Origin of the sequence: Cupriavidus sp. AU9028, from assembly GCF_019795295.1 — a bacterium.
Taxonomy (GTDB): domain Bacteria; phylum Pseudomonadota; class Gammaproteobacteria; order Burkholderiales; family Burkholderiaceae; genus Cupriavidus.
Window position 1 is genome coordinate 61,680 of sequence record NZ_JAIMCG010000005.1, and the last position, 23,732, is coordinate 85,411.

General features: G+C 68.4%; 19 protein-coding genes. 7 read left to right on the top strand and 12 right to left on the bottom strand.

Annotated features, from left to right (window positions below; genetic code table 11):
- Nucleotides 1–30 precede the first annotated feature (30 nt).
- Nucleotides 31–1,356, top strand: a complete 1,326-nt coding sequence (locus tag K6V06_RS07525; RefSeq protein WP_222241687.1) for a glycosyltransferase WbuB — start codon at nt 31–33, stop codon at nt 1,354–1,356.
- Between the two features lie 93 nt (nt 1,357–1,449).
- Here K6V06_RS07525 and K6V06_RS07530 read toward each other — a convergent pair whose 3' ends face one another.
- Together K6V06_RS07530 and K6V06_RS07535 are read right to left on the bottom strand one after the other, a co-directional pair.
- Nucleotides 1,450–2,118, bottom strand: a complete 669-nt coding sequence (locus tag K6V06_RS07530) for a hypothetical protein (protein WP_222241689.1) — start codon at nt 2,116–2,118, stop codon at nt 1,450–1,452.
- Between the two features lie 284 nt (nt 2,119–2,402).
- Entirely contained in the window at nt 2,403–3,275 is an 873-nt protein-coding gene (locus K6V06_RS07535; RefSeq protein WP_222241691.1) for an MBL fold metallo-hydrolase, read from the bottom strand.
- A gap of 174 nt (nt 3,276–3,449) precedes the next feature.
- On the opposite strand from K6V06_RS07535, the gene K6V06_RS07540 reads away from it, so the two are divergent.
- Nucleotides 3,450–4,022 (top strand): putative colanic acid biosynthesis acetyltransferase, encoded by a 573-nt coding sequence (locus K6V06_RS07540; protein ID WP_222241693.1) that lies wholly within the window; start codon nt 3,450–3,452, stop codon nt 4,020–4,022.
- 25 nt (nt 4,023–4,047) lie between these two features.
- Here the strand turns inward: K6V06_RS07540 and K6V06_RS07545 are convergent, their stop codons facing one another.
- The 6 genes from K6V06_RS07545 to K6V06_RS07570 all read right to left on the bottom strand — a co-directional run bounded on the left by K6V06_RS07545 (nt 4,048) and on the right by K6V06_RS07570 (nt 10,448).
- Nucleotides 4,048–5,247: a glycosyltransferase family 1 protein gene (locus K6V06_RS07545; RefSeq protein WP_222241695.1), complete on the bottom strand. Its 1,200-nt coding sequence runs from the start codon at nt 5,245–5,247 to the stop codon at nt 4,048–4,050.
- Entirely contained in the window at nt 5,240–6,199 is a 960-nt protein-coding gene (locus K6V06_RS07550) for an NAD(P)-dependent oxidoreductase (protein WP_222241697.1), read from the bottom strand. Before K6V06_RS07550 ends, K6V06_RS07545 begins: the two co-directional genes overlap by 8 nt.
- A 212-nt stretch (nt 6,200–6,411) precedes the next feature.
- Nucleotides 6,412–7,563 (bottom strand): glycosyltransferase family 4 protein, encoded by a 1,152-nt coding sequence (locus tag K6V06_RS07555; protein ID WP_255581683.1) that lies wholly within the window; start codon nt 7,561–7,563, stop codon nt 6,412–6,414.
- A 24-nt stretch (nt 7,564–7,587) separates the two neighbouring features.
- Nucleotides 7,588–8,418, bottom strand: a complete 831-nt coding sequence (locus tag K6V06_RS07560) for a glycosyltransferase family 2 protein (protein WP_222241699.1) — start codon at nt 8,416–8,418, stop codon at nt 7,588–7,590.
- Between the two features lie 40 nt (nt 8,419–8,458).
- The gene (locus K6V06_RS07565) at nt 8,459–9,223 is read right to left on the bottom strand and encodes a ChbG/HpnK family deacetylase (protein WP_222241701.1); all 765 of its coding nucleotides are present in this window, start codon (nt 9,221–9,223) and stop codon (nt 8,459–8,461) included.
- A gap of 13 nt (nt 9,224–9,236) precedes the next feature.
- Nucleotides 9,237–10,448, bottom strand: a complete 1,212-nt coding sequence (locus tag K6V06_RS07570) for a glycosyltransferase (RefSeq protein WP_222241703.1) — start codon at nt 10,446–10,448, stop codon at nt 9,237–9,239.
- An 883-nt stretch (nt 10,449–11,331) separates the two neighbouring features.
- Here K6V06_RS07570 and K6V06_RS07575 point away from each other — a divergent pair.
- The 5 genes from K6V06_RS07575 to K6V06_RS07595 all read left to right on the top strand — a co-directional run bounded on the left by K6V06_RS07575 (nt 11,332) and on the right by K6V06_RS07595 (nt 17,459).
- Nucleotides 11,332–12,264, top strand: a complete 933-nt coding sequence (locus K6V06_RS07575; protein ID WP_222241705.1) for a response regulator transcription factor — start codon at nt 11,332–11,334, stop codon at nt 12,262–12,264.
- Between the two features lie 478 nt (nt 12,265–12,742).
- Nucleotides 12,743–13,822, top strand: coding sequence for a polysaccharide biosynthesis/export family protein (locus tag K6V06_RS07580; RefSeq protein WP_222242008.1), 1,080 nt, complete (start codon nt 12,743–12,745; stop codon nt 13,820–13,822).
- A gap of 9 nt (nt 13,823–13,831) precedes the next feature.
- Nucleotides 13,832–14,296, top strand: a complete 465-nt coding sequence (locus K6V06_RS07585) for a low molecular weight protein-tyrosine-phosphatase (RefSeq protein WP_222241707.1) — start codon at nt 13,832–13,834, stop codon at nt 14,294–14,296.
- Nucleotides 14,293–16,539 carry a polysaccharide biosynthesis tyrosine autokinase gene (locus K6V06_RS07590; protein WP_222241709.1) on the top strand — a complete coding sequence of 749 codons (2,247 nt, stop codon included), beginning with the start codon at nt 14,293–14,295 and terminating at the stop codon, nt 16,537–16,539. The genes K6V06_RS07585 and K6V06_RS07590 overlap by 4 nt, the downstream gene beginning before the upstream one ends.
- A gap of 308 nt (nt 16,540–16,847) precedes the next feature.
- Nucleotides 16,848–17,459, top strand: coding sequence for a hypothetical protein (locus tag K6V06_RS07595; protein ID WP_222241711.1), 612 nt, complete (start codon nt 16,848–16,850; stop codon nt 17,457–17,459).
- 281 nt (nt 17,460–17,740) lie between these two features.
- On the opposite strand, the gene K6V06_RS07600 is transcribed toward K6V06_RS07595, so the two are convergent.
- The 4 genes from K6V06_RS07600 to K6V06_RS07615 all read right to left on the bottom strand — a co-directional run bounded on the left by K6V06_RS07600 (nt 17,741) and on the right by K6V06_RS07615 (nt 23,697).
- Entirely contained in the window at nt 17,741–20,131 is a 2,391-nt protein-coding gene (locus K6V06_RS07600) for a polysaccharide biosynthesis tyrosine autokinase (protein WP_222242010.1), read from the bottom strand.
- Between the two features lie 40 nt (nt 20,132–20,171).
- Complete coding sequence (locus tag K6V06_RS07605) at nt 20,172–20,894, bottom strand: Crp/Fnr family transcriptional regulator (protein WP_222242012.1); 723 nt, start codon at nt 20,892–20,894, stop codon at nt 20,172–20,174.
- A 485-nt stretch (nt 20,895–21,379) separates the two neighbouring features.
- Complete coding sequence (locus K6V06_RS07610) at nt 21,380–22,372, bottom strand: DUF1839 family protein (protein ID WP_222241713.1); 993 nt, start codon at nt 22,370–22,372, stop codon at nt 21,380–21,382.
- Between the two features lie 128 nt (nt 22,373–22,500).
- Entirely contained in the window at nt 22,501–23,697 is a 1,197-nt protein-coding gene (locus K6V06_RS07615) for an acyl-CoA dehydrogenase family protein (protein WP_222241715.1), read from the bottom strand.
- Nucleotides 23,698–23,732 lie beyond the last annotated feature (35 nt).

Sequence of the window (23,732 nt, forward strand, 5' to 3'; positions counted from 1 at the left end):
CGCGCTTCCTGCGCCCCGAGCCCCGTCACCATGAAGATCCTGCTCTACTGCCTGAACTATTCGCCCGAGCTGACCGGCATCGGCAAGTACACCGGAGAGCAGGCCCGCTGGCTGGCGGCGCGCGGCCATCAGGTGCGCGTGCTGACCGCCCCGCCCTACTACCCGGCCTGGCGCATCGGCCGCGGGTATCGTGCCTGGCAGTACCGCCGCGAGCAGGACGGGGACGTCGACGTGCTGCGCGCCCCGCTGTGGGTGCCGGCGCAGCCTTCCGGCCTCAAGCGCCTGGTGCATCTTGCGAGTTTCGCGGCATCGAGCCTGCCCTGGCTGCTGGCGCAGTGGCGCTGGAAGCCGGACGTGGTGCTCGTGGTCGAACCGCCGCTGTTCTGCAGCCCCGCGGCGCTGCTGTTGGGGCGGCTGACCGGCGCCCGCACCTGGTTGCACGTGCAGGACTACGAGGTCGATGCCGCGTTCGCGCTGGGTCTGCTGCGGCAGCCCGCGTTGCGTCGGCTGGCGCTGGCCGGCGAACGGCTGCTGATGCGCGGCTTCGACCGGGTATCGACCATTTCCGAGGCGATGTTGCGGCTTGCGCGGGACAAGGGCGTACCGGCGGCGAGAAGCCTGCTGCTGCCGAACTGGACCACGCTGGGGCCATGCCGGCAGGCGCCGCTGCGCGGCTACCGGCGGCGCCTGGGCATTCCCGCCAACGCCACGGTCGCGCTGTACTCGGGCAACATGGGCGCCAAGCAGGGGCTGGAGACGCTGGCGGAAGCGGCGGGCGCGCTGGCGCACCGCCCGGACATCCATTTCATCTACTGCGGCGAGGGAGCCGGCCGCAAGGCGCTGCAGCAGGCGTGCGCGGGCCTGCGCCAGGTTCATTTCCTGCCATTGCAGCCGGCGGCGCGCTTCCCCGCGCTGCTGGCCAACGCGGACATCCATCTGTTGCCGCAACGCGCCGACGCGGCCGACCTTGTGCTGCCGTCCAAGCTGGCCGGCATGCTGGCCAGCGGGCGTCCGGTCATTGCCACGGCTCACGCCGATACCGAACTTGGTCGCCTGCTGTCGCACTGCGGCCGCGTGGTGGCGCCGGGCGATGGCGATGCGCTCGCTGCGGCGATCGCGGACCTGGCCGCTGACCCGGATGCTCGCCGGCGCCTTGGCGCGGCGGGCCGCAGCTGGGCCGAACGACACCTGGACCGCGACGCCGTACTGAGCGCGTGGGAAGCGGCCATGCTGGCGCTGTGCCGCAATCGCGAGGGGGTTGCGTCAGGGGTGACGCCGGCCCATGCGGCAGACCTGGCCGGCGAAGCGGACTGGCCCGCGAGCCGTCCCGCGAATCTGCGGGACGGAGCGGACTAAGGAAACTCGAACCACCGCGCTGCGCGCCGGGCCGCGCCGGACTTGCGGCGCAAAGACGGGTTCAATGACAAGGTTCGCGCGACAGCGCGACCATCAGCGCCCGCCGCTGCCACCGCCGGAGCCGCCAGCACCGCCAGTCGCGCCGCCGCTGCCGACACCGCCACCACTGCCGGTGCCGCCGCCCATGCCCCCGCTGCTTCCGCTGCCGCCGCTACCCATGCCGCTGGTGCCGCCGCCGCTGCCGCCGCTGCCCATGCCACCGCTGCCCATGCTGCTGGAGCCGCCACCGGTGCCGCTACCGGTGCCGCCACTGCTGCCGGAGGTGCTGCCGCCCGAGCCGCTGCCGGAGCGACTGCTCGAGCCCGAGCTCTTGTTCGTCGACGGCGTGGAGCGGCCGCCGGACGGCGATGCCGTGGAGCTGCGGCCGCCCTGGTGCATGTCGCCCGCGCTCGACTGACCCGAACCCACCGCACCCTGGGAGCCGCCGCTGGTGCTGCCGCTCGTACCGCCACTGCTGCCGCTGCCGGTGCCGCCGCTCATCGAACCGGTGCTGCCAGCCGTGCCGCCGCCGCTGCCGCCGCTCGCGCCCGCTCCAGTGGTGCCACCGCTGGTGCCGCCACCCGTGCCGCCCATCGTGCTGCCGTCGCTCATGCCGGTCGAGCCCGCCGATCCACTGCCGCCGGACGATCGGGTCTGCGCCAGCGACATGCCGCTTGCCAGCGCGATGCAAGCCGCGGCCACTACCAGAATCCTGGGTTTCATCATTGCTCTCCAAAGGGGTCGGTTACCGCAGCGCCGCGCCGGGGGAGATCGTGGCCCTGCCGTGGTGGCTATCGACGTGCGCAAGCCGGGGTCCGCCGGGACCGGCGCTTGCGGCCGCAGCCGTGTCCGATCAACGCAAGCCGCATGCCGGGAAATGCTGGCGCCCTGCACGCCCCGCCTGACACCCGCACACGCAAGAATGTGCGGCGCCAGCCGCTGCCATCGCCCGCCACACGCTGCCCACCGTGCAGAATTTCCGCGGGGCTTGCACTTTTGCCCGGCCGTCACGACACGGAGACAAACCCGCTGGCCGGCAGCCGCGCCGAGCGGCCCGACAGCTGCTCGAACTCGACCGGGTCATGGCCGCAGCAAACGGTCAACTGGTGCGCCTGGTCCTGCTTCAGCGCCCGCAGGTTCTGCTGCGTTGCCAGGCGCGCGGCGCGATCCTTCTCCATCATCCATTGATAGAAGCGCAGCCCCGGGGTGCAATGCGGCCGCTGCGCATGCATCTCCTCGCGATAGAAGTACGCATCGCCCGCCTGCAGCAGCCAGCCGTTCTCTCCCTGCACCGCAATGCCGGCATGGCCGAAGGTATGGCCCGGCAGCGGGATCATGGCGATCTCTGGCGGCAGCCCGTCGAGCTGGCGTACCCGCTGGAAGCCAAACCAGCGCTCGCCCCCGGCCGGCTCGTAGCAGCGCCAGGTCTGCGCGGTGGACCACTGCTGCGGACGAAAGCGCTGCCGGTCCAGCCAGGTGCGTTGCAGCACCGCATAGTCGCGCTCGGCCGCCATCAGATGGACGGTCGCCCAGGGGAAGTCGTCGAGCCCGCCGGCATGGTCGAAGTCCAGATGCGTCAGCACGATATGCCGTACATCCCTGGGGTCGAACCCGAGCGCCTCGACCTGGCGGAACGCGGTCATCTCGTCGCGAAAGTCGGGCTTGAGCAGGGCGAGGAAGAAGCCGCTCAGGCGCGAATGCGGGTCCTGCACATCGCGCCGCCCCATGCCGGTGTCGACCAGCACCAGGCAATCGGGCAGTTCGACCAGCAGGCAATGGCAGGCCAGTTCCCCGCGCTCCAGGATCGAGCGGCTGCGCCCGTCCATCAGGCGCCCGCCGAGGGGGCAGGACGAGATGCAATTCAGATGGTGGATTCGCATGATGACCCTCCTGCCTGTGCCGTTCGCAAGAGGCATGCCGATGCAGCGCCGCGGCGGGGACCGTCCCCTGGGACGAGTGTGGCCCCCCGTACTGAACGCCCCCGCTGCCGGGGCCACCATGGCCACGGCCGGCACCCGCCGGCGCCGGCGCCATGCCGGGCATGAGGAACTCCGATGCTGATTACCCAAGACGACCCCACCCTCGGCCCTTCCTTCTCGCTGGGCAACCGCGTGCAGCGCCAGCTATGGAACTGGACCTGGCTGCTGCTGTTCCGCCCCAGCCCGCGTCCGGCGCATGCGTGGCGAGCGGCGTTGCTGCGGCTGTTCGGCGCCCGGCTGGGTCGCCACGTCCATGTCTATCCGGCGGTGAAGATCTGGGCGCCGTGGAACCTGACCATCGGCAACAACGTCGGCGTGGCCGATGGCGTCACGCTGTACAACATCGAGCGGATCGAGATCGGCGACTATGCGGTGGTCTCCCAAGGCTGCCACCTGTGCACCGGTTCCCACGACTACAACAGCCCGAACTTCAAGCTGATCGCCTTTCCGATCACGGTCGCCGCGCAAGCCTGGATCTGTGCGGAGAGCTTTCTGTCCCCGGGCGTCTCGGTCCCCGAGGGCGCCGTGGTCGCGCCGCGCTCGGTCGTGACTCGCGCGCTGCCGCAAGCCTGGACCGTCTACGCCGGCACCCCGGCGCGGCCGGTTGGCAAGCGCGATCCTGGCGCGAGCCGCGGAGCGGCCGACTGAGCAGGCGCCGCGCCAGCCGGCGGCGCTAGCGGGCCGCCACGGCCTGGGCCGAGGCGGCGGGCTGCACCAGTTCCAGCACGATTTCCTGATAGGTCCGCGCAAAGGCATGGCGCCTGCGCTCCAGGTCGTCCCGCGCGGCACGGGCGAAGGCGGCTTGCGCCGCCGGCTCGATGCGCTCGTCGAGCACGTCCGCCATGGCGCCCGCCAGCGCCCGCGCATCGTCCGGCGCAAAGTACACGCCACGGGCCGGCGCCTGCTCGCGATGCACCTCGATATCGGACAGCAGGATGCGCTTGCCAGTCGATTTCGCTTCCTCGACCGTGGTGCTCCAGCCCTCGAAGCGCGACGGGTTGATCATCGCCACCGCGCCGCGCATCAGCCCCGACAGATCGGCATAAGGCACCACCCCGAGCAGCAGCATGCGGTCCTCGACGCCAGCCTCTCGGATCGCCGCCAGCATCGCATCGCGATAGCCCGGGTTGCGATGGTCCACCGTCTCGCCGGTGCACACCACGGTGGCATGGCGCCCGCTGTCCTTCAGCACTCGCAGCGCCTGCACTACCACGCCATGGTTCTTGTGCTGCCACAGCTGGTTCGGCAGATGAAAGTACGGCCCGCGAAAGCGGTACCGCCGCTCTAGCTCCGCCACCGGCGGCACCGCCGTCAGCGGGCTCATGTTGGCAACGAACTGCAGCACCCGCGCCCGTTCGGCGTGCTGCGGATAGGCGCGCTGCAGGTCGCGCAGCGCGTGGCGGCTGCTGACCAGCACCCGCGCGGACCCGGCGCACAGCGCGCCGAACAGGCGCTCGCGCATGACGATCTCCTGCTGCGGAAACAGCTGTGGCAGATGCAGGTGCTGGAAGTCGGGAATCCATCCGACCGTTGGCAAGCGGGCGCCGGCGCCGAGCGGACCGTGATGGGACAGCACGCTGATCCCGCGCGCCAACAGGTAGCGCTCGAATGCCAGGTCGCGCCCGCTGGCCGCCTGCCACGCCTTGCGCGCCATCCACAACGGATGCTTGCGGTCCAGCAGCGCAGTCCGCACCACGCTGATCGGCGGCAGACCGTCAAGCAGCGCCTGCGGCGTGCGCCGGCCGGTGAAGATCACCGGTTCGATCGACCGGCGCGGCAGCAGGTTGATCGCCCACAACAGGTTGCGGAAATAGTTGATGCCGCCCATCCAGCCGCGGTCCTGGAACCCGAAGACAAAGCCGACCTTAATCATGGACTGCTCCGGCAAACCACCGCGCATAGCGGGCAATGCCGGCCGCCATCGGTACCGCGGGAGACCACCCCAGCGACAGGCTGCGCCCAATGTCGGCGCGAAGGTCGGCAGGGTCGCCGCGGCGGGGCTGTTGCGAGAATCGGGGCGAGCGCCCGGGGGCCAGTGCCCCATACAACAGCGAGAGCGCCTGCCGCACCGTCGCCGGCTTGCCGCTTGCGCCGTTGTAGATCGGACAGCCGGCACCGGCGCGCTGCGCCACGGCAGCGACCAGCCGCGCGGCGTCTTCGGCGTGCAGCCAGTCGCGGCTTTCTTCGCCGGTGCCGTAGTAGACGTCGTCGCCCCGCCGAATCTTCCAGCAGGCGTCCCACAGCAGCTGCTTGCGCAGTCCCTCGCCATAGATGGAGAAGAAGCGCACCACCGCGACGCGCATGCCGAAGTGCTCGGCATAGGAATAGCACAGCTGTTCGGCCATGCGCTTGTGCGCGCCATACGGCGAGGCCGCGGCCTGCTGCTCGACCGCCTGCTCGCTGGCCGGATCGCGTGCGCCATTGCCATACACCGCGGCGCTGGAGGGATAGATCACCACCGCCTCGGGGCAATGGCGGCGAACGTATTCGAGCACGCCGGCGAGGCTGCCGACGGTGCGGGCGTGATCGCCGAACGGATCCTGCATCGACGCTGCAACCGATCCGCTGCCGGCACAATGCACCACCAGGTCAGGCCGCGGACGCAGCCCCTCCAGCGCATCCAGGCTGATGTCGCAGCAATGCCATTCCAGTTGCCGGGGATCGGCCTGGCCATGACCGAAAGCAGGACCCACGCCGCTGGACGCCCGCGGCTCGTGCCCCACGCCGACGACCCGCCAACCCGCGGCGGCGTAGTGGCGCGCAACATACCGGCCGAGAAACCCTTTGGCGCCGGTCACCAGCACCGTCTTCGATAGCGCTGTCATCGCTTGCGTCTGTTGTCTCTGCTGCGCCGATCTCGCGCCCAGGGCGAACGACCGGCGATGGATGGAGGCCGCTCCTGGCGGGCACGGCGGGGGACTGGCGCCGGCCGCCAGGAACAGCCGGCGCCATGGTTTGCATGCAATGACGGGGCGCTTGCAGGACCGGCATGACCGTCAGGTCTTGCTGCAAGGCACGCCGGAAGGCAGAGGGTCGCTTACCGTTGCGTGCAGCACGCCTGCAGCAGGTCCCTGACCTGGGCGCCGGCAACACGCCAGTTCAGCCGCTCGACGTACTCGCGGAAGGTCGAGCGAACCAGGCACCCATACTGCGCGGGAGAGCGCAATACCCACTCGATGTAGTCGCACCACTGCTGCGGCGACGCATCGAGTTCGAACGTCATGCCGTTGCGGTGGTCGCGCACGGCGGTCTGGATGCCGCCAACGCGGGTAGCCAGCGACGGCAGGCCGAACGAACTGGCTTCGGCCAGCACCACGGCGCAGCACTCGGCAATGGACGGCAGCACCATGAAATGGGCCTCCTCCATCAGCCGCTCCAGCGCGGCACGGCCGCTCGGTGTCGCCTTCGACAGGAAGCCGTGCAGCTTGACGAACGACGGCGGCGTGGTGGGCGGCTGGCAGCCCACCACATGCAGCTCGGTCGGGATGCCGCGCCGGTTCAGCAGCGAGGCCACGGCGACGGCGGTATCGCCGCCCTTGCGCTCCCAGTCCACGCCAACCAGCAGCAGCCGGCAGACCGAATTGTCCTTGCTCAGCGAGATGCGGGCGATGTCGGCGGAGCTGCGCTGGCTCTCGATGTTGGCGCCGAAGGGCACCACCTTGATCTTTGCCGGATCGATGTCGTAATGGCGCTGCGCGGTGGCCGCGGCCCAGTCGGAACTGAAGATGGCCAGGCTGCAACGCGACAGCGCCTGCTGCTCGAGCCGATGCCCGTTGCGGATGGTCTCGCTGCAGAAATTGCTGAAGTCCGGATAGAAGTCCAGCATGGCGCCGAAGGTGGCGTCCGTCCAGATCGCGATGGGCCGGTCGGTCTCCAGGCAGGAGACCGCCAGCGTGCCCGGGCTCAGCACCGCATCGTACTTGCTGCCGGCCAGGCGCTGCTGGATCCGCTCGGCATAGTGCCGCGCCACCGCGGGAGAGCGGGCGCGCTGGTAGTCGCGCGCCAGCAGCTTGCGGTAGGCCAGCGTCTTGGCCTTCTGCAGGCAGTCGAGCATCGCACCGCTCTCGACGTTGTCGATCACCTCGGTTTCGATCGCGCTATAGCGCAAGGCCCGCAACATATGGCTGGCCGAACCCGACCACGCATGCGGGTCGTAGGCATCGTAGGTCGTCACATACGCCAACTTCATCGCGCTCTCCCGAGGCGGTCCGTGTCAGAGCGGCAGCTGCATCGCGCGGCGGCGCTGCTCTTGCACCTTCATGACCACCATGTATTCGTAGATGGAAACCAGCACGCAGTAATGGAAACCCGCCTTGCCGTCGATGAAGCCGAGCCGGAGCAGGTAAAGATGGACGAAGCGTGCAACCGGCCGCATCGGCAGGCGGAACGACAGCTCCTTCAGCGCGCGCCGCCGCGAGGCGGGGTCGCCCGTGAACAGCGAACTGATGCGGAACTTGTCTTCCTCGAGGCTGCGGATCGTCTCCAGCGCCTCGCCCATCGAGTACTTGTTGTGCTTGTCGAACCAGGCGTCGAAGCCCTTGTTGAAGCTGTAGTGCAGGAAGTGATTGCGCAGGAAGCCGCAGGGCCCGTCCACCACCGGCGCGGGATTGACCAGCCGCTCCCAGCGCACCCTGTCCGGCTGGAAGAAGCGCAGCACCCAGATCGGATAGCCGCCCGCGTAGCGGATCCACTTGCCCAGGAAGAAGTTCTTGTAGCGCACCCGGTAGGCGACGTTGCGGTTGGAGGGATCGGCGGCGATCTGCTGCAGTTCGGTCGCCAGTTCGGGACTGACCACCTCATCGGCGTCGGAGTAGTACACCCACTTGTGCTTGAACGGAATGTTCTCGTTGGCCCAGTTCTGGTGGGCCGACCAGTTGTCGAACTTGCGCTGGTAGACGCGCGCGCCGTACTGCCGGGCGATCTCCAGCGTGCGATCGGTGCTGAACGAGTCGAGCACGACGACGTCGTCGGACCACGCCACCGACTCCAGGCAGCGTGCGAGGTTCTTCTCTTCGTTCAGGGTGAGGATCAGGATCGAAACCATGGTATTGACTGCAGGCTGTCTGGCAAGGAAAGGAACGGCTTCAGGCCTCGCCGTAGCGGCGCAGCACGATGCCGGCGCGCGCCAGGGACGCGCGCAGCTCGTTCGCATTGACCAGCGGCTCGGTCTCGCAACGCCGCCATCCCTCGGCATAGCCGGGGTGGACCGAGATCTCGGTCAGGCCGTTGGGCAGCAACTGCGGCAGCCGGCTGGACCACGCCGTGTCGTCGTGGTTGATGGCACCGTAGTAGTGGGTGTGGCGCAGCCCGCCGAAGTAGCGCTGGCAGTAGTTGTTCATCACCGACTGGCGGGCGTTGGCGGCGAAGTACAGGTTCTGCGGCCGGCGCACCCATTGCAGCCCTGCGCGGTCCAGTTCGCGGCGCAAGGCCGTGATGACGACAGGGAACTTGTGCAGGTGGCCGTGGCTGTCCACATGCGTGACATGCACGCCGTTGTCGCGCAACTCTTCCAGCTGCACGCGGAACTCGCGGGCGATATCGTGCTCCCTGAGCATCCAGGCCAGCGCCCGCACGCGCTGGCGGTGGCTCGGGCGGAAACCGCCATCGCGGATGCACAGCGACGAGGGCTTGCCCGCATGCGGCTCATGGCCATCGACCATGTTGAAGTGCAAACCGAACGAGAAGCGATGGCGATTGCTGCGCGCGTAGTCGTAGGCCTCCCGCGAGGCCGGCCGCCCGGTCATGATGGTGGCGCTGGTCAGCAGACCGGCTTCGAAACAGGCGACGGTTGCCTGATAGGTATCGGTATCCCAGCCGAAGTCGTCGGCGTTCAGGATCAGTTCTCGCATGGCAGTCTCCGGTCTACCGGGAAGTGGCGGCGCTCTGGTACGCCGTGCCGGCGTCCGGATCGGCGGGCGGCGCACCGTCGGCGCAGCCCTGGATAATGTTGAGCAGGCGGTCGCCCACCTGCCGGCTCTGGAAGCGGCGCGAGAAGCAGTCCTGGGCGGCGTTGCGCATCACCTGCTTCTCTGCCTCGTGCAGCGCGAGCCAGTCGCGCAGCGCGGCCTCGGTACCGGCAACCGTGTCGGTGCGCACCAGTCCCGCGCCATCGGCCTCGATCTCGCGCCAGATGTTGACCTTGTCCGAGATCAGCACGGGGACGCCGCATCCGAGCGCTTCGGCCACTGCCACGCCGAAGTTCTCCTGGTGCGACGGCAGGCAGAACACTTCCGCGGCATGGAAGGCGCCCCACTTCTGCTCGCCCGACAGCATGCCGGTCCACACCACGCGCGGCGCGATGCCGGCGCGCACGGCCTGCTCCTGCAGACGCTCGCGCAGGGCGGGCGCACCGGGCCCGGCGATCACCAGCTGAAGATCGGGATCCGACGGGGCGACGCGGGCGAAAGCATCGATCAGCAGGTCGCAGCCCTTCTTCTCGTGGATGCGGCCGAAGAACAGCACCAGGCGCTTGCCGCGGGTCTGGGGAAACGCCTGGAAAAACGCCTCGCGCAGCGGCTCGCGTTGCTGCGGCGGCTGCGCGGTGCCGTAGGACGCAATGCGCTCGTGGCAGCGGTACAGCGGGAAGGACAGCCTGGCACGCAGGCGCTCCTCATCGCAGGTGAACAGTACGGCGCTGGCATGCCGCAGCACGCGCCGCTCCACCAGCATCCAGTACAGCAGCTTCTTCAGGTGCTTCAGCGGATAGCGGCTGCGGAACCACGGGTCGAGCATCCCGTGGGTAAAGACGAAGTACGGCACCTTGCCGCGCAGCGTCCGCAGGGCCGCGAGGCTATGGAACTGCCAGATGCCTTCGATGATCACCGCGTCGTAGCGGGCCGCATTGGCCTTCAGCCACGGCACCAGCCGGCGGTTATAGGTATAGATGCCTCGTGACGGACCCAGTGCGATGACATTCAGTTCGCTCTCCCGGACCCAGGGGGCGTTGGGGTCGTCGCCGCAGCAGACGTCCACCTGTACGCCGCGCTCGGCCAGCGGAATGCGCAACTGTCGCAGGCCTTCGATCGGGCCCCCGCCCGCTGGATTGATGGTCGCGATGATGTGTAGAAGCTTCATGACTGAAGTCGTTGTCGGCTAGTGCCGGTTGTCCAACCGCATCCCCGGCGGCGGCAGCGGGCTGCCCGGCAGCACCGCCCGCCGCGCCACGGCTGCGACGATCCGCGTGCACGGGCATCGCGCTGACAGCGTCAGCCGCGACGGCCACGGCCATCGGATGCCCAGAGCGTAGGGACCGGCGCGGCGGGCCTCTGTACGTTGGCGCACCCATGCCAGGTGGAGTCGTGCGGCATGCTCAACCACATGGCGACCGGCTGAAGGGCGGAAGGAAGGACACGGCTGCAGCCCCGCAAGGTCATCCAGATGGACTAGACCTGCAGTCATCCTTTTGGCGCGACGCAACAAGCCCGCGCGCCGAAAACACGCCCCCGCAAGGTGGGGTTCGAGTCATCCAGTCTCTGTTTCAATAATGGAGCGCCGGGCCGCGCGGGCACGGTGGCGAACCGGTCAAAAGGGAGGGAGCCGATTAATCGTTGCAGCGCTGAAACGGAAGGGCATTACTGCTGTTTCATCCTTGAAACTGCAATCGGGAGCCGGCTTTTCCCACTTATGGATGGGCCGGAAACCGGCGTCTAAGGCCGGTTCCCGGATTATGAAAAAGTAGGGGGAGGCAGAAGCGGAATGTCAGACGGTTCTGACTTGATTTCGCCTGACTCAACCCATAACATGGCCTAAACGGATTAAAGATAAATCGTTGTGGGGTGGGGATCAGGGTCGCATTTCCGGGATCCACGAAGCCGGCTCATTCCGAGTCGACGGGCACCGGAAAAACGGGGGGTCGTCCTGAGTTGCGAAGCCGGTTGCAATGGCGCGCGTGACGATGGCTTTCGCTCGTGCGTTTACCTGTTTTTCCGCCAAAAAAAAGATACGGGGAAAAAACAAGATGAACGCACTGTTGATTGAAGCCCATCCATTGCTGCGGCTGGGATTGCATCAGATGCTGGAGCGGATCGAGGGGATCGACCACGTCATTGCCATCGATCCTGCCGATGTCTCGCTGCTGGACGGCACCGACAACGATACTGACCTGATGGTGTTCGGCATGCCGCAGGATGCCGACGCCGGCTGGACGCTGCTGACGCAGGTCCGGCGCGTGCTCAACGCCCAACGGGTGCTGTTGCTCTCCGATACGGTTCCGCTGCAAGTGCCCGCCGCTGCCATGGCGCAAGGCGTCTGCGGCTGCCTGCCCAAGTCGGCCTCCCTGGCGGTACTGGAAGCGGCGATCCGCCTGGCCATGGTGGGTGGGTACTTCGTGCGCGGCAGCGGCGCCGGTACCGGCCTTGCCACCTCTCTTGCCCCGGCCAGCCATGGCGGCCCGGTAATGACCAGCGCGCCGCCCAGTTCGCGGGCGTCGATCTCCAGCGTGCAGAATGCGGTGGTCCACACCGCCAGCCCGGCTTCCGCCCGCGTTGGCGTGACCGCCGCCCATCCCGCTGCCTCGCCCCGCCCTGCCCCCGGCGCCGAACTGCATGGCGAATCGGCCTACTACGACGAGGCCGAAATGCTGCAGATCACCCCGCGCCAGTATGAAGTGCTGGTATTGCTGGCCCGCGGTCATCCGATCAAGACGGTCAGCCGCATGCTCAATATCTCGGTCGCCACCGTAAAGAGCCATGCCTGCACGCTGTATCAACGGCTGAAGGTGCGCAACAAGGGCGAGGCGGTTTATACCGCGCTGCAGCGTGGTGCCAAGCTGGAATGGGTCAGCGGCGATGGCACCTCGCCGGTGGCGCCGGTTTCGCGCATGTCGCGCGCCGCCAATGAGCGCAGCGAGCGCGCGGACCTGCCGTTGCAGCTGGGCGGCGGAATGCGCTGACCGCATCCGCGATTGAAGGTCATCGGCCGGGCAATTTGCCCGGCCATTTTGTTTTCTTCGGGAAGCGTTGGTGGCGCATTCCCTCTCCCCCGACCCCTCTCCCGCAAGCGGGCGAGGGGAGCAAACCAGAAGCGTTCAAAGCGGCTGCGGTGTTCTCCCCTCTACCGCCTTGCGGGAGAGGGGCAGGGGGAGAGGGCAGCACGCCCAGGCCCCCACGATTGCCCCCCGCCAATACCCCTCTTCCCGTCCCGTGATTTCCCCGCAACGCTGACCGTCCCCAGTGTGTGACAGCGAACCGAATTGCGCCCCCCGAAGAAAGACGATGACGCCATCCGGGGGACATGGCGATGCGCGTGTCCATTTGCATGTAGCAGGGAGAGTTGCCATGAAAGCAATGAAACAGGGTCAGTCGACGCGCCGCTTCGGCGGCGGGCGCAAGAGGTGGTGGTTGACCGTTGCCGCGGCGGGCGTGGCGGCGATGCTGGGCGGGTGTGCCAGTTCGCCAGGCATGTATTTCGACAAGCAGGCGCCGGTGTCGGCGATCGGGCCCGACGCGATGCCCAAGGTCACCCCGATCACCATGGATCTGGTGCGCGAGCTGCGCAACAACAATCGGCGCGACAACGAAGGCGTCGAAGAACTGTTCGCCACGCCGGAGCCGTATCGGGTCGGGCCTGGCGACATCATCTCCGTGGTGGTGTGGGATCACCCCGAACTGGTGTTCCCCACGCAGACCTACAGCATCGGCCAGGGCTACGACATGCCGGCCGTCGGCGGCCATGCCAACGTGCCGGGCTACGTCGTCAGCCCGCACGGCGATATCCAGTTCCCCTACGCCGGCATCATGAAGGTCGCCGGCAAGACCGCCAACGAAGTGCGCGACCAGATCGCCCAGGCGCTGTCACGCGTGGTGCGGGATCCGCAGATGACCGTGCGCGTGCTGGCCTTCCGCAGCCAGCGCGTCTATGTCGATGGCGAGGTCAAGACGCCCGGCATGTTCCCGATCGACGACGCGCCGATGACGCTGGTCGAAGCGCTGAACCGCGCCGGCGGCGTGCTGACGCAGACCGGCGACGCCAGCCGCGTGCGAGTCAGCCGCGGCGACCGCAGCTGGTACATCAACATGCCGGCGCTGCTGCAGCGAGGCATCGATCCGTCGCGCATCCTGCTGCGCAGCGGCGATATCGTCCGTGTCGAGCAGCGCGAGGACAGCAAGGTGTTCGTCACCGGCGAAGTGCTGCGCCCCAGCGCGCTGCTGATGCGCAACGGCCGCATGACGCTGAACGAGGCGCTGGGCGACGCGGGCGGCGTCAATCCGAACTCCGCAAGCCCGGACCAGATTTATGTGATTCGCAAGACCGAGACCGGCCAGGAGCCCAAGGTATTCCATCTGGACGGCAGCTCGCCGGTGGCGCTGGCCATCGCGGAAGGCTTCGAGCTGGAGCCGAAGGACGTGGTCTATGTGGATGCCCGCGAGCTGGTGCGCTGGAGCCGCGTGGTCAACCTCTTGATCCCCGCGACGCAGCCGGTCATCGGCACTGCCGGGGTGGTGCGCTAGGCGATCGACATGGTCAACAACATTCTGATCGTCTGCCTGGGCAACACCTGCCGCAGTCCGATGGCGGAGGCGCTGCTGCGCCGCGCGCTGCCGGACTGCAAGGTGTGCTCGGCAGGACTGGCGCCGCCGGTCGGCGCCGCGGCGCATCCTCGTGTCATCTCGCTGATGCACGCCGAGGGCATCGAGTTGCATGCGCATCGCGCACGCACCGTCGATGACGCACTGATCGACTGGGCAGATCTCATCCTCGTGATGGAGACCGACCAGCGCGAGGAAGTCGAGCGCCGCTTTCCTGCCGCACGAGGGAAAGTCTGGCGCATCGGCGAATTCATCCAGACCGATGTACCCGACCCGTTCGGGTGCTCGCACAGCATGTTCACTATCGCGCTCGGCTTGATCAAGAAGGGCATCGATTCGTGGTCGGACCGCATACGATCCATTGCGCCGGCCGAATGTCACGGGGAGGCATCATGAACAACAGTATTACCCGGAGCCACCACTCCGACCGTAGCGACGACCGCGAAGGGATGGTCGACCTGACCTCCTGGTTCGATGTGCTCGCGCGCTACCGATGGACCTTCGCCGCAACAGCCAGTGCGGTGATCGTCGCTGGCGTCGCCTATGCCATGGTCACACGGCCGGTCTACCAGGCCGACATCATGGTGCAGGTGGAGGAAAACACCAACCAGAACGTGGCCAACCGCGCGCTGGCCGCATCGCTGTCGCCGATCATCGAGGTCAAGCCGGCTGCCTCGGCCGAAGTCGAGCTGCTGCAGTCGCGCATGGTGGTCGGCCGTGCCGTCGACAACCTCAATCTGGATATCGAGGCATCGCCGCGCTACTTCCCCATCGTCGGCCGCGCCATCGCCAGCGCCAATCCGGAGCTGTCGCGACCGGGGCTGTTCGGCTGGGGCGGCTTCGCGTGGGGCAGCGAGTCCATCAGGGTCACCGAGCTGGTCGTACCGCCCGAGATGGAGGAGCGCAACATCAGCGTGACCGCGCGCGGCGATGGGCGCTACAGCGTCGCCTTCGACAGCGACAAGGCGCGTGCGGAAGGACGCGTCGGCGAGCCGCTCACCATCAAGACCGCCTACGGTCCGGTCAACATGACGATTGCCGGCCTGGACGGGCGTGCGGGCACGCAGTTCAACGTGCGGCACCTGCCGCGCGCCACTGCCATCGCACGCCTGCAGCAGAAGCTGCACATCATGGAGCGCGGCAAGCAGAGCGGGGTGCTGGGTGTCACGCTGCAGGGCGAATCGCCGGAACTGACCGCGGCGATCCTCAACGAGATCGGCACCGAGTACGTCGACCAGAACCTGCGGCGCAAGGCAGCGGAAGCGGAAAAGTCGCTGGCGTTCCTGGAGAGTCAGCTGCCGCAGCTGAAGCAGCAGGTGGAAGCGTCGGAGACCCGCTACAACCAGCTGCGCAACCAGCGTGGCACCGTCGATCTGAGCGAGGAATCGAAGCTGGTGCTGAATCAGTCGGTCAGCATCCAGACCAAGCTGCAGGAACTGCGGCAAAAGCGCCAGGAACTGGTCACGCGCTTCGTCGGCGATCACCCCAGCATCACGGCGATCGACAGCCAGATCAACGGCCTGACCACGCAATTGAACGCGGTGACCTCGCGCATCCAGCGGCTGCCGGACGTCGAGCAGAACGTGCTGCGGCTGATGCGCGACGTCAAGGTCAGCACCGAGCTGTACCAGGCGCTGCTCAATGACGTGCAGCAGCTGAGGCTGATGAAGGCCAGCAAGGTCGGCTCGGCGCGCCTGGTCGATCCGGCCCAGGTTCCGCTCAAGCCGGTGCGGCCGAACCGTCCGCTGATCGTCGGCATGGCGCTCGGCCTTGGCGTGCTTGCCGGCCTGCTGATGGTGGTGCTGCGCCGTTCGCTGGACGGCGGCCTGACCGATGCGGACGAGGTCGAGCAGCAGACCGGCCTGACCGTCTACGCGACGATCCCGCTGAGCCAGCAGCAGGAGCGCAAGTATGGCGGCACCCGGCCGCGCCCGGGCCTGCTCGCGCTGCAGGATCCGGAGGACCCGTCCGTGGAGGCGCTGCGCAGCTTCCGTACCGCGCTGCAGTTCGCGCTGGTTGGCAGCCGCAACCGCATCGTCGTGATCACCGGCCCCTCGCCGGGCGTGGGCAAGTCCTTCGTCTGCGCCAACTTCGCGGCCATCCTCGCCGCGGGCGGCAAGCGCGTGGTGCTGGTGGATGCCGACATGCGGCGCGGCGGGCTGAACCACCGCTTCGGATCGCGCCGCACCCCGGGCCTGAGCGACCTGCTGCTCGGTGCCCCGCTGGAGAAGGTGCTGCAACGTCAGGTCTCGCCGGGGCTGGACTTCATCCCGACGGGTTCGGAAGCGCCGCAGCCGGCCGACATGCTGCAAAGCGCCGGCATGGAAGCGCTGCTGGACACGCTGAAGACGCAGTACGACGTCGTGCTGATCGACTCCCCGCCGGTACTGGCGGCTTCCGACGCCGGCATCCTCGCGGGCAAGGCTGGCGCGGTCTTCCTGGTGGCACGCGCCGACCTCACCACGGCAAGCGAACTGCAGGCCACCGACAAGGCCATCCGCCATGCCGGCGGAGACGTCAAGGGCGTGCTGTTCAACGGCCTGCACGTCGAGGGGCGCTGGTACCGCTCGCATTATCACTTCGGCAAGTATCGCTACCTGAACCAGTACGGCGCCACGCGCCCGGCCAAGCAGGCCTGAGCGCCTGGCCTTCGCCTCGCCTTCGTTGCCTCAGCCGACCCCCGCCTCGCGCGGGGGTTTTTCATTGGCGGCGCAAGGGGATGTAGGACTGCACCGGCAGCCACCGTCGGATGCCGCCGTCGGCGCTGGCGCCAATTGTAAGGACTTGTTTAAAGCGGGAAACGGGAGGCACGGGCAGCCGTCGAAAATCGGCAAGGGCACGCCGCATGTCGTCATGCCGGCGTCAGGGCCCAGGATACCGATCCACAGCTTGCCGGACCGCTGGACGCGCCGGCAGATCGGCCGAACAACACTAATGGAGGTCCGCTATGTCTCGTCGCAATACTGTTCGCACTCATTCGCTGATTGCCGCGCTGGCGGCAGGTCTGCTGAGCACCGCCGCGCTGGCCCAGACGCAAACCGGCACGCCCACCGGTGCCGGCGACGGCGGCTCGCCGGCCAGCCCGGCCGCCGGCCAGAACCGCATGGCCACGCCGGGCGCCGCCGGCACTGCCGCGCCACCGGCGCCAGCGCGTGGCACCGGCTCGATGGGCACCCAGGGCGGGGCGACCATGGGCACGCAGGGTGGTGCCACCATGGACACCGGCAGCGCCGGCATGGCAGCGGGCAGCACCGCCGCCACCGGGACGCCACAGGACGGCATCGTCACCAGCGTCGGCATCGTGCCGCGCAGCGCCGTGCCGCAGGGATGGACCGTGACGCCGGTCGGCCCGGGGGTGGTGCAGATCCACCCGCCGAAGGACCCGCTGGTCGAGCGCCGTGAGGCCCGCGCCGAAGCGCGCGGCGAGTATCGCGCCCGCAAGGCCGACGCCAGGCAGGAATACAAGCAGGAAGTGAAGGCCGCCAAGCAGGAACGCAAGGCGGAGATGCGCGATGCCAACGAGGAGGCCAAGCGCGAACTGACCGCGCCGGCACGTTAAGGGAGCCGCTCCGGCGGCTCCCGGCCCGTCAGCCGGTACGCCGCGCCGGCCTGCGTCGGAAGGCGACGCAGGCCGGCGCGGCGTTTTCGTTCATGCGCATCAGTCCGCGCCTTGGTTGCAAGCGGTGGCGTAGCCCGCTGAGAGCGAGCGCGCGGATGCCATCGCGCGGCCGAAATCCACGCAGAATCAGGTACGCCCTTCGATCTGCTGGCGCGAATGGGAAAAAGGCAAGGCCGCTGCCCCCAAAGGGCAGCGGCCTTGCGCTATAGCGCTGCGCGCCTTCACACCTTGCTTGCGGCCGCCACCGGCTCGACGGGCCGCTCGAGCGCGCGGGTAGCCGGGGTCGCCGGCGGCAGCGGCAAGCCCAGGTACGGGTTGATGGTGTTGAAGCCCGCCCGGTTGCTGCGCCGCTGTGCCACGCCGTTGATCATGCCGCCGGCCATGCGCGCATTGGCGCGCGCCAGCCGCTTGAGCGCCTCGTCGATCTGCCCCGGCACCGTCACGTCGGCGCGCATCACCAGCATCGTCGAGCCGGCCAGGCTGGCGATCAGCAAGGCGTCCGCGACCGACAGCACGGGCGGCGTGTCGATGATGACCAGGTCGAAGCGTTGCCGGGCCAGGTGCAGGCTCTCCGACAGCGTGGGCAGCATCAGCAGTTCCGACGGGTTGGCCGGCACCGAGCCCGCGGGCAGGATGCTCAGGCGCGCCACCACCGAGGGCTGCACCGCCGCCTGGATCGGCACGCGGCTGGCCAGCACGTCGGCCAGCCCCGGCTGCGAGGCCTGGCCGAACCAGCTCGCCACCTTGCCGCGCCGCATGTCGGCGTCGATCAGCAGCACCCGTTGCCCAGCCTCGGCAAACAGCACCGCCAGGTTGACCGCCGTGAAGGTCTTGCCCGCACCCGGCGCGGGGCTGGTGATCGCCAGCACCCGGTCAGGAGCGTCGCGCAGGCCGAAGTGCAGCGAAGCGCGGACGCTGCGCAGTCCTTCCACCGCCAGCGCATGCGGCGAGCGCCGCGCCAGCAGGAAACGATCGTGCAGTCCGGCCGTGCCGTGCGCGCCAGTCCCATGGCCATCGGTTCCCTCTCCACGCTCGCGCTCGGCCTCGGGCTGCGTCAGCGCCGCGCCCTTTTCGGGCGCGGCCAGGCGCTTTTCCCGCGACGGCGAGAACGCGCCCAGCGCACCGAAGCGCCGCTCGAGCTCGGCCTGCCGCTCCAGCTCCGCCTGCTCGTCGCTGTAGGCGACATCGCCCAGCATCGTCATGCCCAGCCGCAATTCGGCTTCATTCGCGTCGGCCACTCCCGGACGTACGCGCCGATGCAGCATCACCGCGCCGACCGACAGCAGCAGACCGAGCAGACCGCCGGCGACCGCCGAGGGCCAGGGGCCCGGGCCGACCGGAATGGTGGAGGCCAGCGCGGCGTCGACAATGCGGACCGAGCTGGAGCGATCGGCCTGCGCGATCGACAGCTGCTCGATCCGGCGGCGCAGCGACATGTACATGTCCTCGGCCACCTTGACGTCGCGCGTGAGCGCCACCGACTCCCGCTCAGACAACGACAGGTTCTGCATGCGGGCATCCAGATCGCGGCGCTCGCGCATCAGCTCGCGGATCTGATTGTCGACGGTCTTCACCTCGTTCGCGTCGGTGGTGAAGCGCTGCAGCAGCTTGGTACGCTCGAGCCGCAAGGCGGCGATCTGCCGCTGGTACTCCATGCTGCCGCTCAGGTACGACTGCACGTCCTGCGTCGGCTGCAGCGTCCCCGCCCGCGAGCGGTATCGCGTCAGCGCGGCTTCCGCGCGTTCCAGTTCGGACTGCACCCGCGGCAGCTCGGTGTTGAGGAACGCCAGCGTGCCGGCGGCATCGTCCTGGCGCGCGTCGGTGCGGCCGCGGATATAGGCCTGCGCGATGCCGTTGACCAGATTGGCGGCCGCCTTGCGGTCCTCGGCCTGCCAGGCCAGCCGGACCGTGCCCGCCGCCGTCTCGGTCACGCGCAGCTGCGCGGTGATGTCGTCCACCACCGCGACCGGGTCGCGCCGCAGCAGCGTGAAGCGCGTGCCGGGCTGCGCATCGATCGACGTGACGGTCAGCTCCACCCCTTCGCCGGCCGCCGCCTCGCCAGCCCTGCCTTCGAGCAGCGTGCGCCCCGCATGGGTGACACGATAGGCGCCACCGGACAACACCTCCATCGTCAGCGGCACATTGAGCAGGCGCTCGGGCACGGCCAGCGAGCCGAGCACGACGCGCTCCCCGCCCCAGGCATAGCCGAGCTGCGCGGGCCAGACGCCCCGGGGAACGCCAGGATCGGACAGCCGCGCAACCAGCGCACCGATCAACGGAGCACGCACGGGCTCCGCGCTGATGCCCAGATGCAGGCTTTCGATCACGGGCGCCGCCACGGCACGGCTTTTCAATATGCTGGCGTCGAATCCGGTCTGTGCTGCCGTGGCGTCCGGCGCCAGCCCCCGCGCCGCCGCGTCGGCGGCGCCGACCTCGATCAGCGCGGCAGCCTCGTAACGCGGGGGCACGGCAAGTGCGGCGATACCCCCGATCGCAGCGCCGGCGAGCGCCGCTGCGGCGATCCATCCTGCCCGGTCCTGCAGCGCCCGTGCATAGCCGGGCCGCCGCGGCGGCGCCAGGCTGGAGACTGGAATCTGAGCGGCGAAAGACATCCTGTCCACGGCAACCTCCTGGTGATGCGGCAAGCGCGGTTCATGCTTCGGTGAGGGCTGGCAGCAGCCGATCGAATTCGCGTTTGACCAGCTTGTAGCATTCGCAGGAATGCTTCTCCAGGCCTGTGCGGTCGAGTACGGTGATATGGCCACGGCTGTGGTGGATCAGACCGAGATCCTCCAGCTTGCCGGCCGCCTCGGTCACGCCCTCGCGGCGTACGCCGAGCATGTTGGCGATGACCTGCTGCGTGATGACCAGTTCGTTGCTGGCCATGCGGTCCAGCGCCAGCAGCAGCCAGCGGCACAGCTGCTTGTTCAGCGAATGGTGGCGATTGCAGACGGCCGTCTGCGCGATCTGCGTCAGCACCGCCTGCACGTACAGCAGCGTGACGCGCTGCATTGCCGGCGAGCGCTGGAACTCCTGGCGCAGCGTGCCTGCCGAGAGGCGATAGGCGAAGCCGGGCGTGCGCACTTCGACCCGGCACGGCATGGTGTCGCCACCGGTCAGCACCGGGATCCCCACCAGCCCTTCGTTGCCGATCGCGGCGATTTCTGCTGTCGCACCGTTCTCCAGCAGCGACAGCATCGACACGATCGCCGTGGTCGGAAAGTAGACGTGATGAATGCGTTGACCCGAATCCGTGAGCAATTGCCCGGCGCGCATGCGCACCAGTTCCAGGTGCCCCGACAGTGCTTCCCAATCCTTGCGTGGCAGCGCTGCCAGCAACTGGTTGACGTGCAGATCCGAACGTTGACCGATCATTGATTTTCTCCCGATTTTCCCCGCTTCCGCCGCCTGCATGCCCTGACCTTTTTCGCCTGCTTTTCCAGGGCACGCCGTGCGGCTTGCGTGGTTCACATTAAGTTCCATCTGTGAGGCGCCAAACAGTAGCCGCACGGCTGAAACCTGTTCATCCTTCGGGCGGTGGGAGAGGAGGGGATGGGCTGTTTCGCCGCTGCAACCAGCGCGCGCCGCAATGGCCTTCACAGCCACCTCGGCGCGCAGCGCGCCGTGCGCTTCGCCCTTGCTGGCCAACGCGTTTGCGGATGCCCGTGCGCTGCTTCGCAACATGCGCGCGCCTGGGCCGATGCGCGCTGCCGTGCACGCGGTCTCAACCATCCGGAGGGGAGTCGATCCGCAGGGTGTAGACCATTGCAGCGCCGGGCCATCCAACAGGGGGAAGGGCACGGTGGCAGGGTCCGTTGCGTAGGCGCCCATGCGCATGGAAATGCGGAAAAGCAGGTGGCCTAACTGTCGGCTTCGCCCATGTGCGCGGCGAGCGCGGGGACAGCGGCGTCATAGCTGGCTTCGAGCTGGTCGAAGCAGTCGTGGCAGAAGTCCGGGCGGCGATTGAGCACCGAGCGGATCAGCCTGAACTGCATCACCATCGCCTCCGAGGCGATGCGCTGGCATGCGGCGGCAATCGAGGACGGCAGCGGCTGTCCCTGCGCCGCAAGCCAGCGCAGGTACTTGCCGAGCAATTCGAAGTTCGCGCCCAGCTGCCGCAACACATGGAAGGCGTAGGGATGGAACGCTGCCTCGCCGCGGTCGGCCAACCCTTCCATATGCTGGGGAAAGACACGCCGGTAGGCAGTCACCGGATTCTGGCGCGGACGCCTGCTCAGGTGGTACCGCAGCAGCGCCAGCGATTCGCGCAGCTGCAGTGGCCCTTGCAGCGGCGGAAAGCGCCGGCGCACCAGCTCCGCATGCGGCATCAGCAGCCGCTCGTCACCGGCCAGTTCGGGCAGCAAACGGAACAACCCGTCGTAGTCGTCTCCGCGCGCGACGTGATAGCCGTCGTTGTGGTAGTACCCTACGCCGCGCGCCTCCGGCATCAGCACGTCGATACCGATGACGGTGCGCTCGTGCCGGCACCGATAGCTGATCGCGCCATTGTCGGGCAGGTAGTAGCCGTCCACTTCGAGCAGCACCACATTGCCGCGCGCGGTCTGCGTCGCGACATGGTGTTCGAGGCCATCGTACAGCGCCAGTTCCTGCGTGACGATGCCGTACAGCCGCTCGACATCGGTAGCGGGATACTTGAAAAAGGTGAACTGGTCGCCCTCAAAGTCCTGGGCGACGGTGAAGGCCAGGCCGGCAAGCGGATCCAGCTCCCAGCCGTGCAGCAGCTCGACCCAGAGATCGATATGGCAATTCGTCTGTGGCCAGACGGCCTGTTCCGTATGCAGGTAATGCGGGTTATGCACGATGTGGTAGCGCTGCGGCCGATCGTCAAACATGCCGGGTCCCCGGGCCATGACGCGTCACGGGCGTCCCGCACGGTTCGGGCCGGGCCCTGGGCGCAACGCAGGCCGCATACCCTGCCGACTCCAGCGCGGCGTTGCTCCCGGTATTCATTCGGCACTCCTCAGTTCGATCGTTCGGCCAGCAGCAGGCTGGCGGTATTGGTCAGGATGCGGTCGTTGTTGATCATCAGCGGCGCGGACCACAGATCGCGCAGATGACGGCCGAGGCTGAACGGCGTGCCGTACTTGTAGCCCGCCATGCCGCATGCAAGCAGCGCCAGCTGGACCGCGTCCAGCGCGAGCCGCGACATGGCGGTCTTCAGCCCGTTCATCTCCGCGGCAAGCGCGAACAGCGCGCTGACCGGCATCGCGGCCTCGCATCGCGACAGCCGCTGGATCGCCGCCTGCAGCCGGCCCTCCATCGTCTGCAGGATGGACAGCGCTTCTGCTACCCGAGCGGCCGACGGCGGCAGCGCATCCGCCTGCGTGCGCGCCTGCCCGCGCAGAAAGGCCCGGGCCCGTTGCACGGCATCGGCGGCGATGCCCGTCCATAGCGCGGCCCACAGGATGTGCGACACCGGCATCATGGTCGCGTCGGCGATCTCGCCGAACGCGACCGGTACGATCTGCTCGGCGGTACAGGTGGCCTCCAGCCGAAAGCCCTGGCTGCAGGTGCCGCGCATGCCCAGCGTGTCCCAGGCGCCGGCCTGCTGCAGCGTATAGTCGCCGCGCATCAGGCAAACCAGCACCTGGTCCTCGCGCCCGGCGGCGGCATCGCGGCGCGCCGCCACCAGCAGCGCATCGGCATGGGCGCCGTGCGATATCGCCGGCGCCATCTTGCGCAGCCGGAAGCGCGCGCCCTCGGACTCCAGGGCGCAGGGTTCGGAATCGGCTGCCTGCTCGGACGTCGCCGAGGCCAGCAGCCACTGACCCGCGGCAACCCGGGCCAGCAGCGACTCATGCCACAGGCTGCCGCGAGCATGCTCGATCAGGCAGGCGACCTGGATCTGATGCATGGCGAAGATCATGCCGGTCGATGAGCAGGCCGCGCCCAGCGTGCGGCAGATGGCGGCAACGGTATCCAGCGAGGCCCCGGGGCCGCCCAGATCGGGGGGAACCATCGCGCCCAGCAGTCCGTACTCGCGCATGGCGTCCACCGCCGCCTGCGGAAAACACGCCTGCCGATCGATCCGGTCCGCCTCGGCCGCGGCAATCGCCGCCACCTCTTGCGCCCCCGCCAGCAGGTCAGGGCCGGGCCACGCCTCCGGCTGAAGGCTGTGCGGAACCGATTGCGCCGCACGCGCTGCGTCCGCCGTCATCGTGCCGCTGCCCACGATTGCTGCCGGCAGCACCC

Bases quoted from the DNA above. Each gene is read 5' to 3' on its own strand.
- K6V06_RS07525 (WP_222241687.1), top strand. From the start codon at position 31: ATGAAGATCCTGCTCTACTGCCTGAACTATTCGCCCGAGCTGACCGGC.
- K6V06_RS07530 (WP_222241689.1), bottom strand. From the start codon at position 2,118: ATGAAACCCAGGATTCTGGTAGTGGCCGCGGCTTGCATCGCGCTGGCA.
- K6V06_RS07535 (WP_222241691.1), bottom strand. From the start codon at position 3,275: ATGCGAATCCACCATCTGAATTGCATCTCGTCCTGCCCCCTCGGCGGG.
- K6V06_RS07540 (WP_222241693.1), top strand. From the start codon at position 3,450: ATGCTGATTACCCAAGACGACCCCACCCTCGGCCCTTCCTTCTCGCTG.
- K6V06_RS07545 (WP_222241695.1), bottom strand. From the start codon at position 5,247: ATGATTAAGGTCGGCTTTGTCTTCGGGTTCCAGGACCGCGGCTGGATG.
- K6V06_RS07550 (WP_222241697.1), bottom strand. From the start codon at position 6,199: ATGACAGCGCTATCGAAGACGGTGCTGGTGACCGGCGCCAAAGGGTTT.
- K6V06_RS07555 (WP_255581683.1), bottom strand. From the start codon at position 7,563: ATGAAGTTGGCGTATGTGACGACCTACGATGCCTACGACCCGCATGCG.
- K6V06_RS07560 (WP_222241699.1), bottom strand. From the start codon at position 8,418: ATGGTTTCGATCCTGATCCTCACCCTGAACGAAGAGAAGAACCTCGCA.
- K6V06_RS07565 (WP_222241701.1), bottom strand. From the start codon at position 9,223: ATGCGAGAACTGATCCTGAACGCCGACGACTTCGGCTGGGATACCGAT.
- K6V06_RS07570 (WP_222241703.1), bottom strand. From the start codon at position 10,448: ATGAAGCTTCTACACATCATCGCGACCATCAATCCAGCGGGCGGGGGC.
- K6V06_RS07575 (WP_222241705.1), top strand. From the start codon at position 11,332: ATGAACGCACTGTTGATTGAAGCCCATCCATTGCTGCGGCTGGGATTG.
- K6V06_RS07580 (WP_222242008.1), top strand. From the start codon at position 12,743: ATGCTGGGCGGGTGTGCCAGTTCGCCAGGCATGTATTTCGACAAGCAG.
- K6V06_RS07585 (WP_222241707.1), top strand. From the start codon at position 13,832: ATGGTCAACAACATTCTGATCGTCTGCCTGGGCAACACCTGCCGCAGT.
- K6V06_RS07590 (WP_222241709.1), top strand. From the start codon at position 14,293: ATGAACAACAGTATTACCCGGAGCCACCACTCCGACCGTAGCGACGAC.
- K6V06_RS07595 (WP_222241711.1), top strand. From the start codon at position 16,848: ATGTCTCGTCGCAATACTGTTCGCACTCATTCGCTGATTGCCGCGCTG.
- K6V06_RS07600 (WP_222242010.1), bottom strand. From the start codon at position 20,131: ATGTCTTTCGCCGCTCAGATTCCAGTCTCCAGCCTGGCGCCGCCGCGG.
- K6V06_RS07605 (WP_222242012.1), bottom strand. From the start codon at position 20,894: ATGATCGGTCAACGTTCGGATCTGCACGTCAACCAGTTGCTGGCAGCG.
- K6V06_RS07610 (WP_222241713.1), bottom strand. From the start codon at position 22,372: ATGTTTGACGATCGGCCGCAGCGCTACCACATCGTGCATAACCCGCAT.
- K6V06_RS07615 (WP_222241715.1), bottom strand. From the start codon at position 23,697: ATGACGGCGGACGCAGCGCGTGCGGCGCAATCGGTTCCGCACAGCCTT.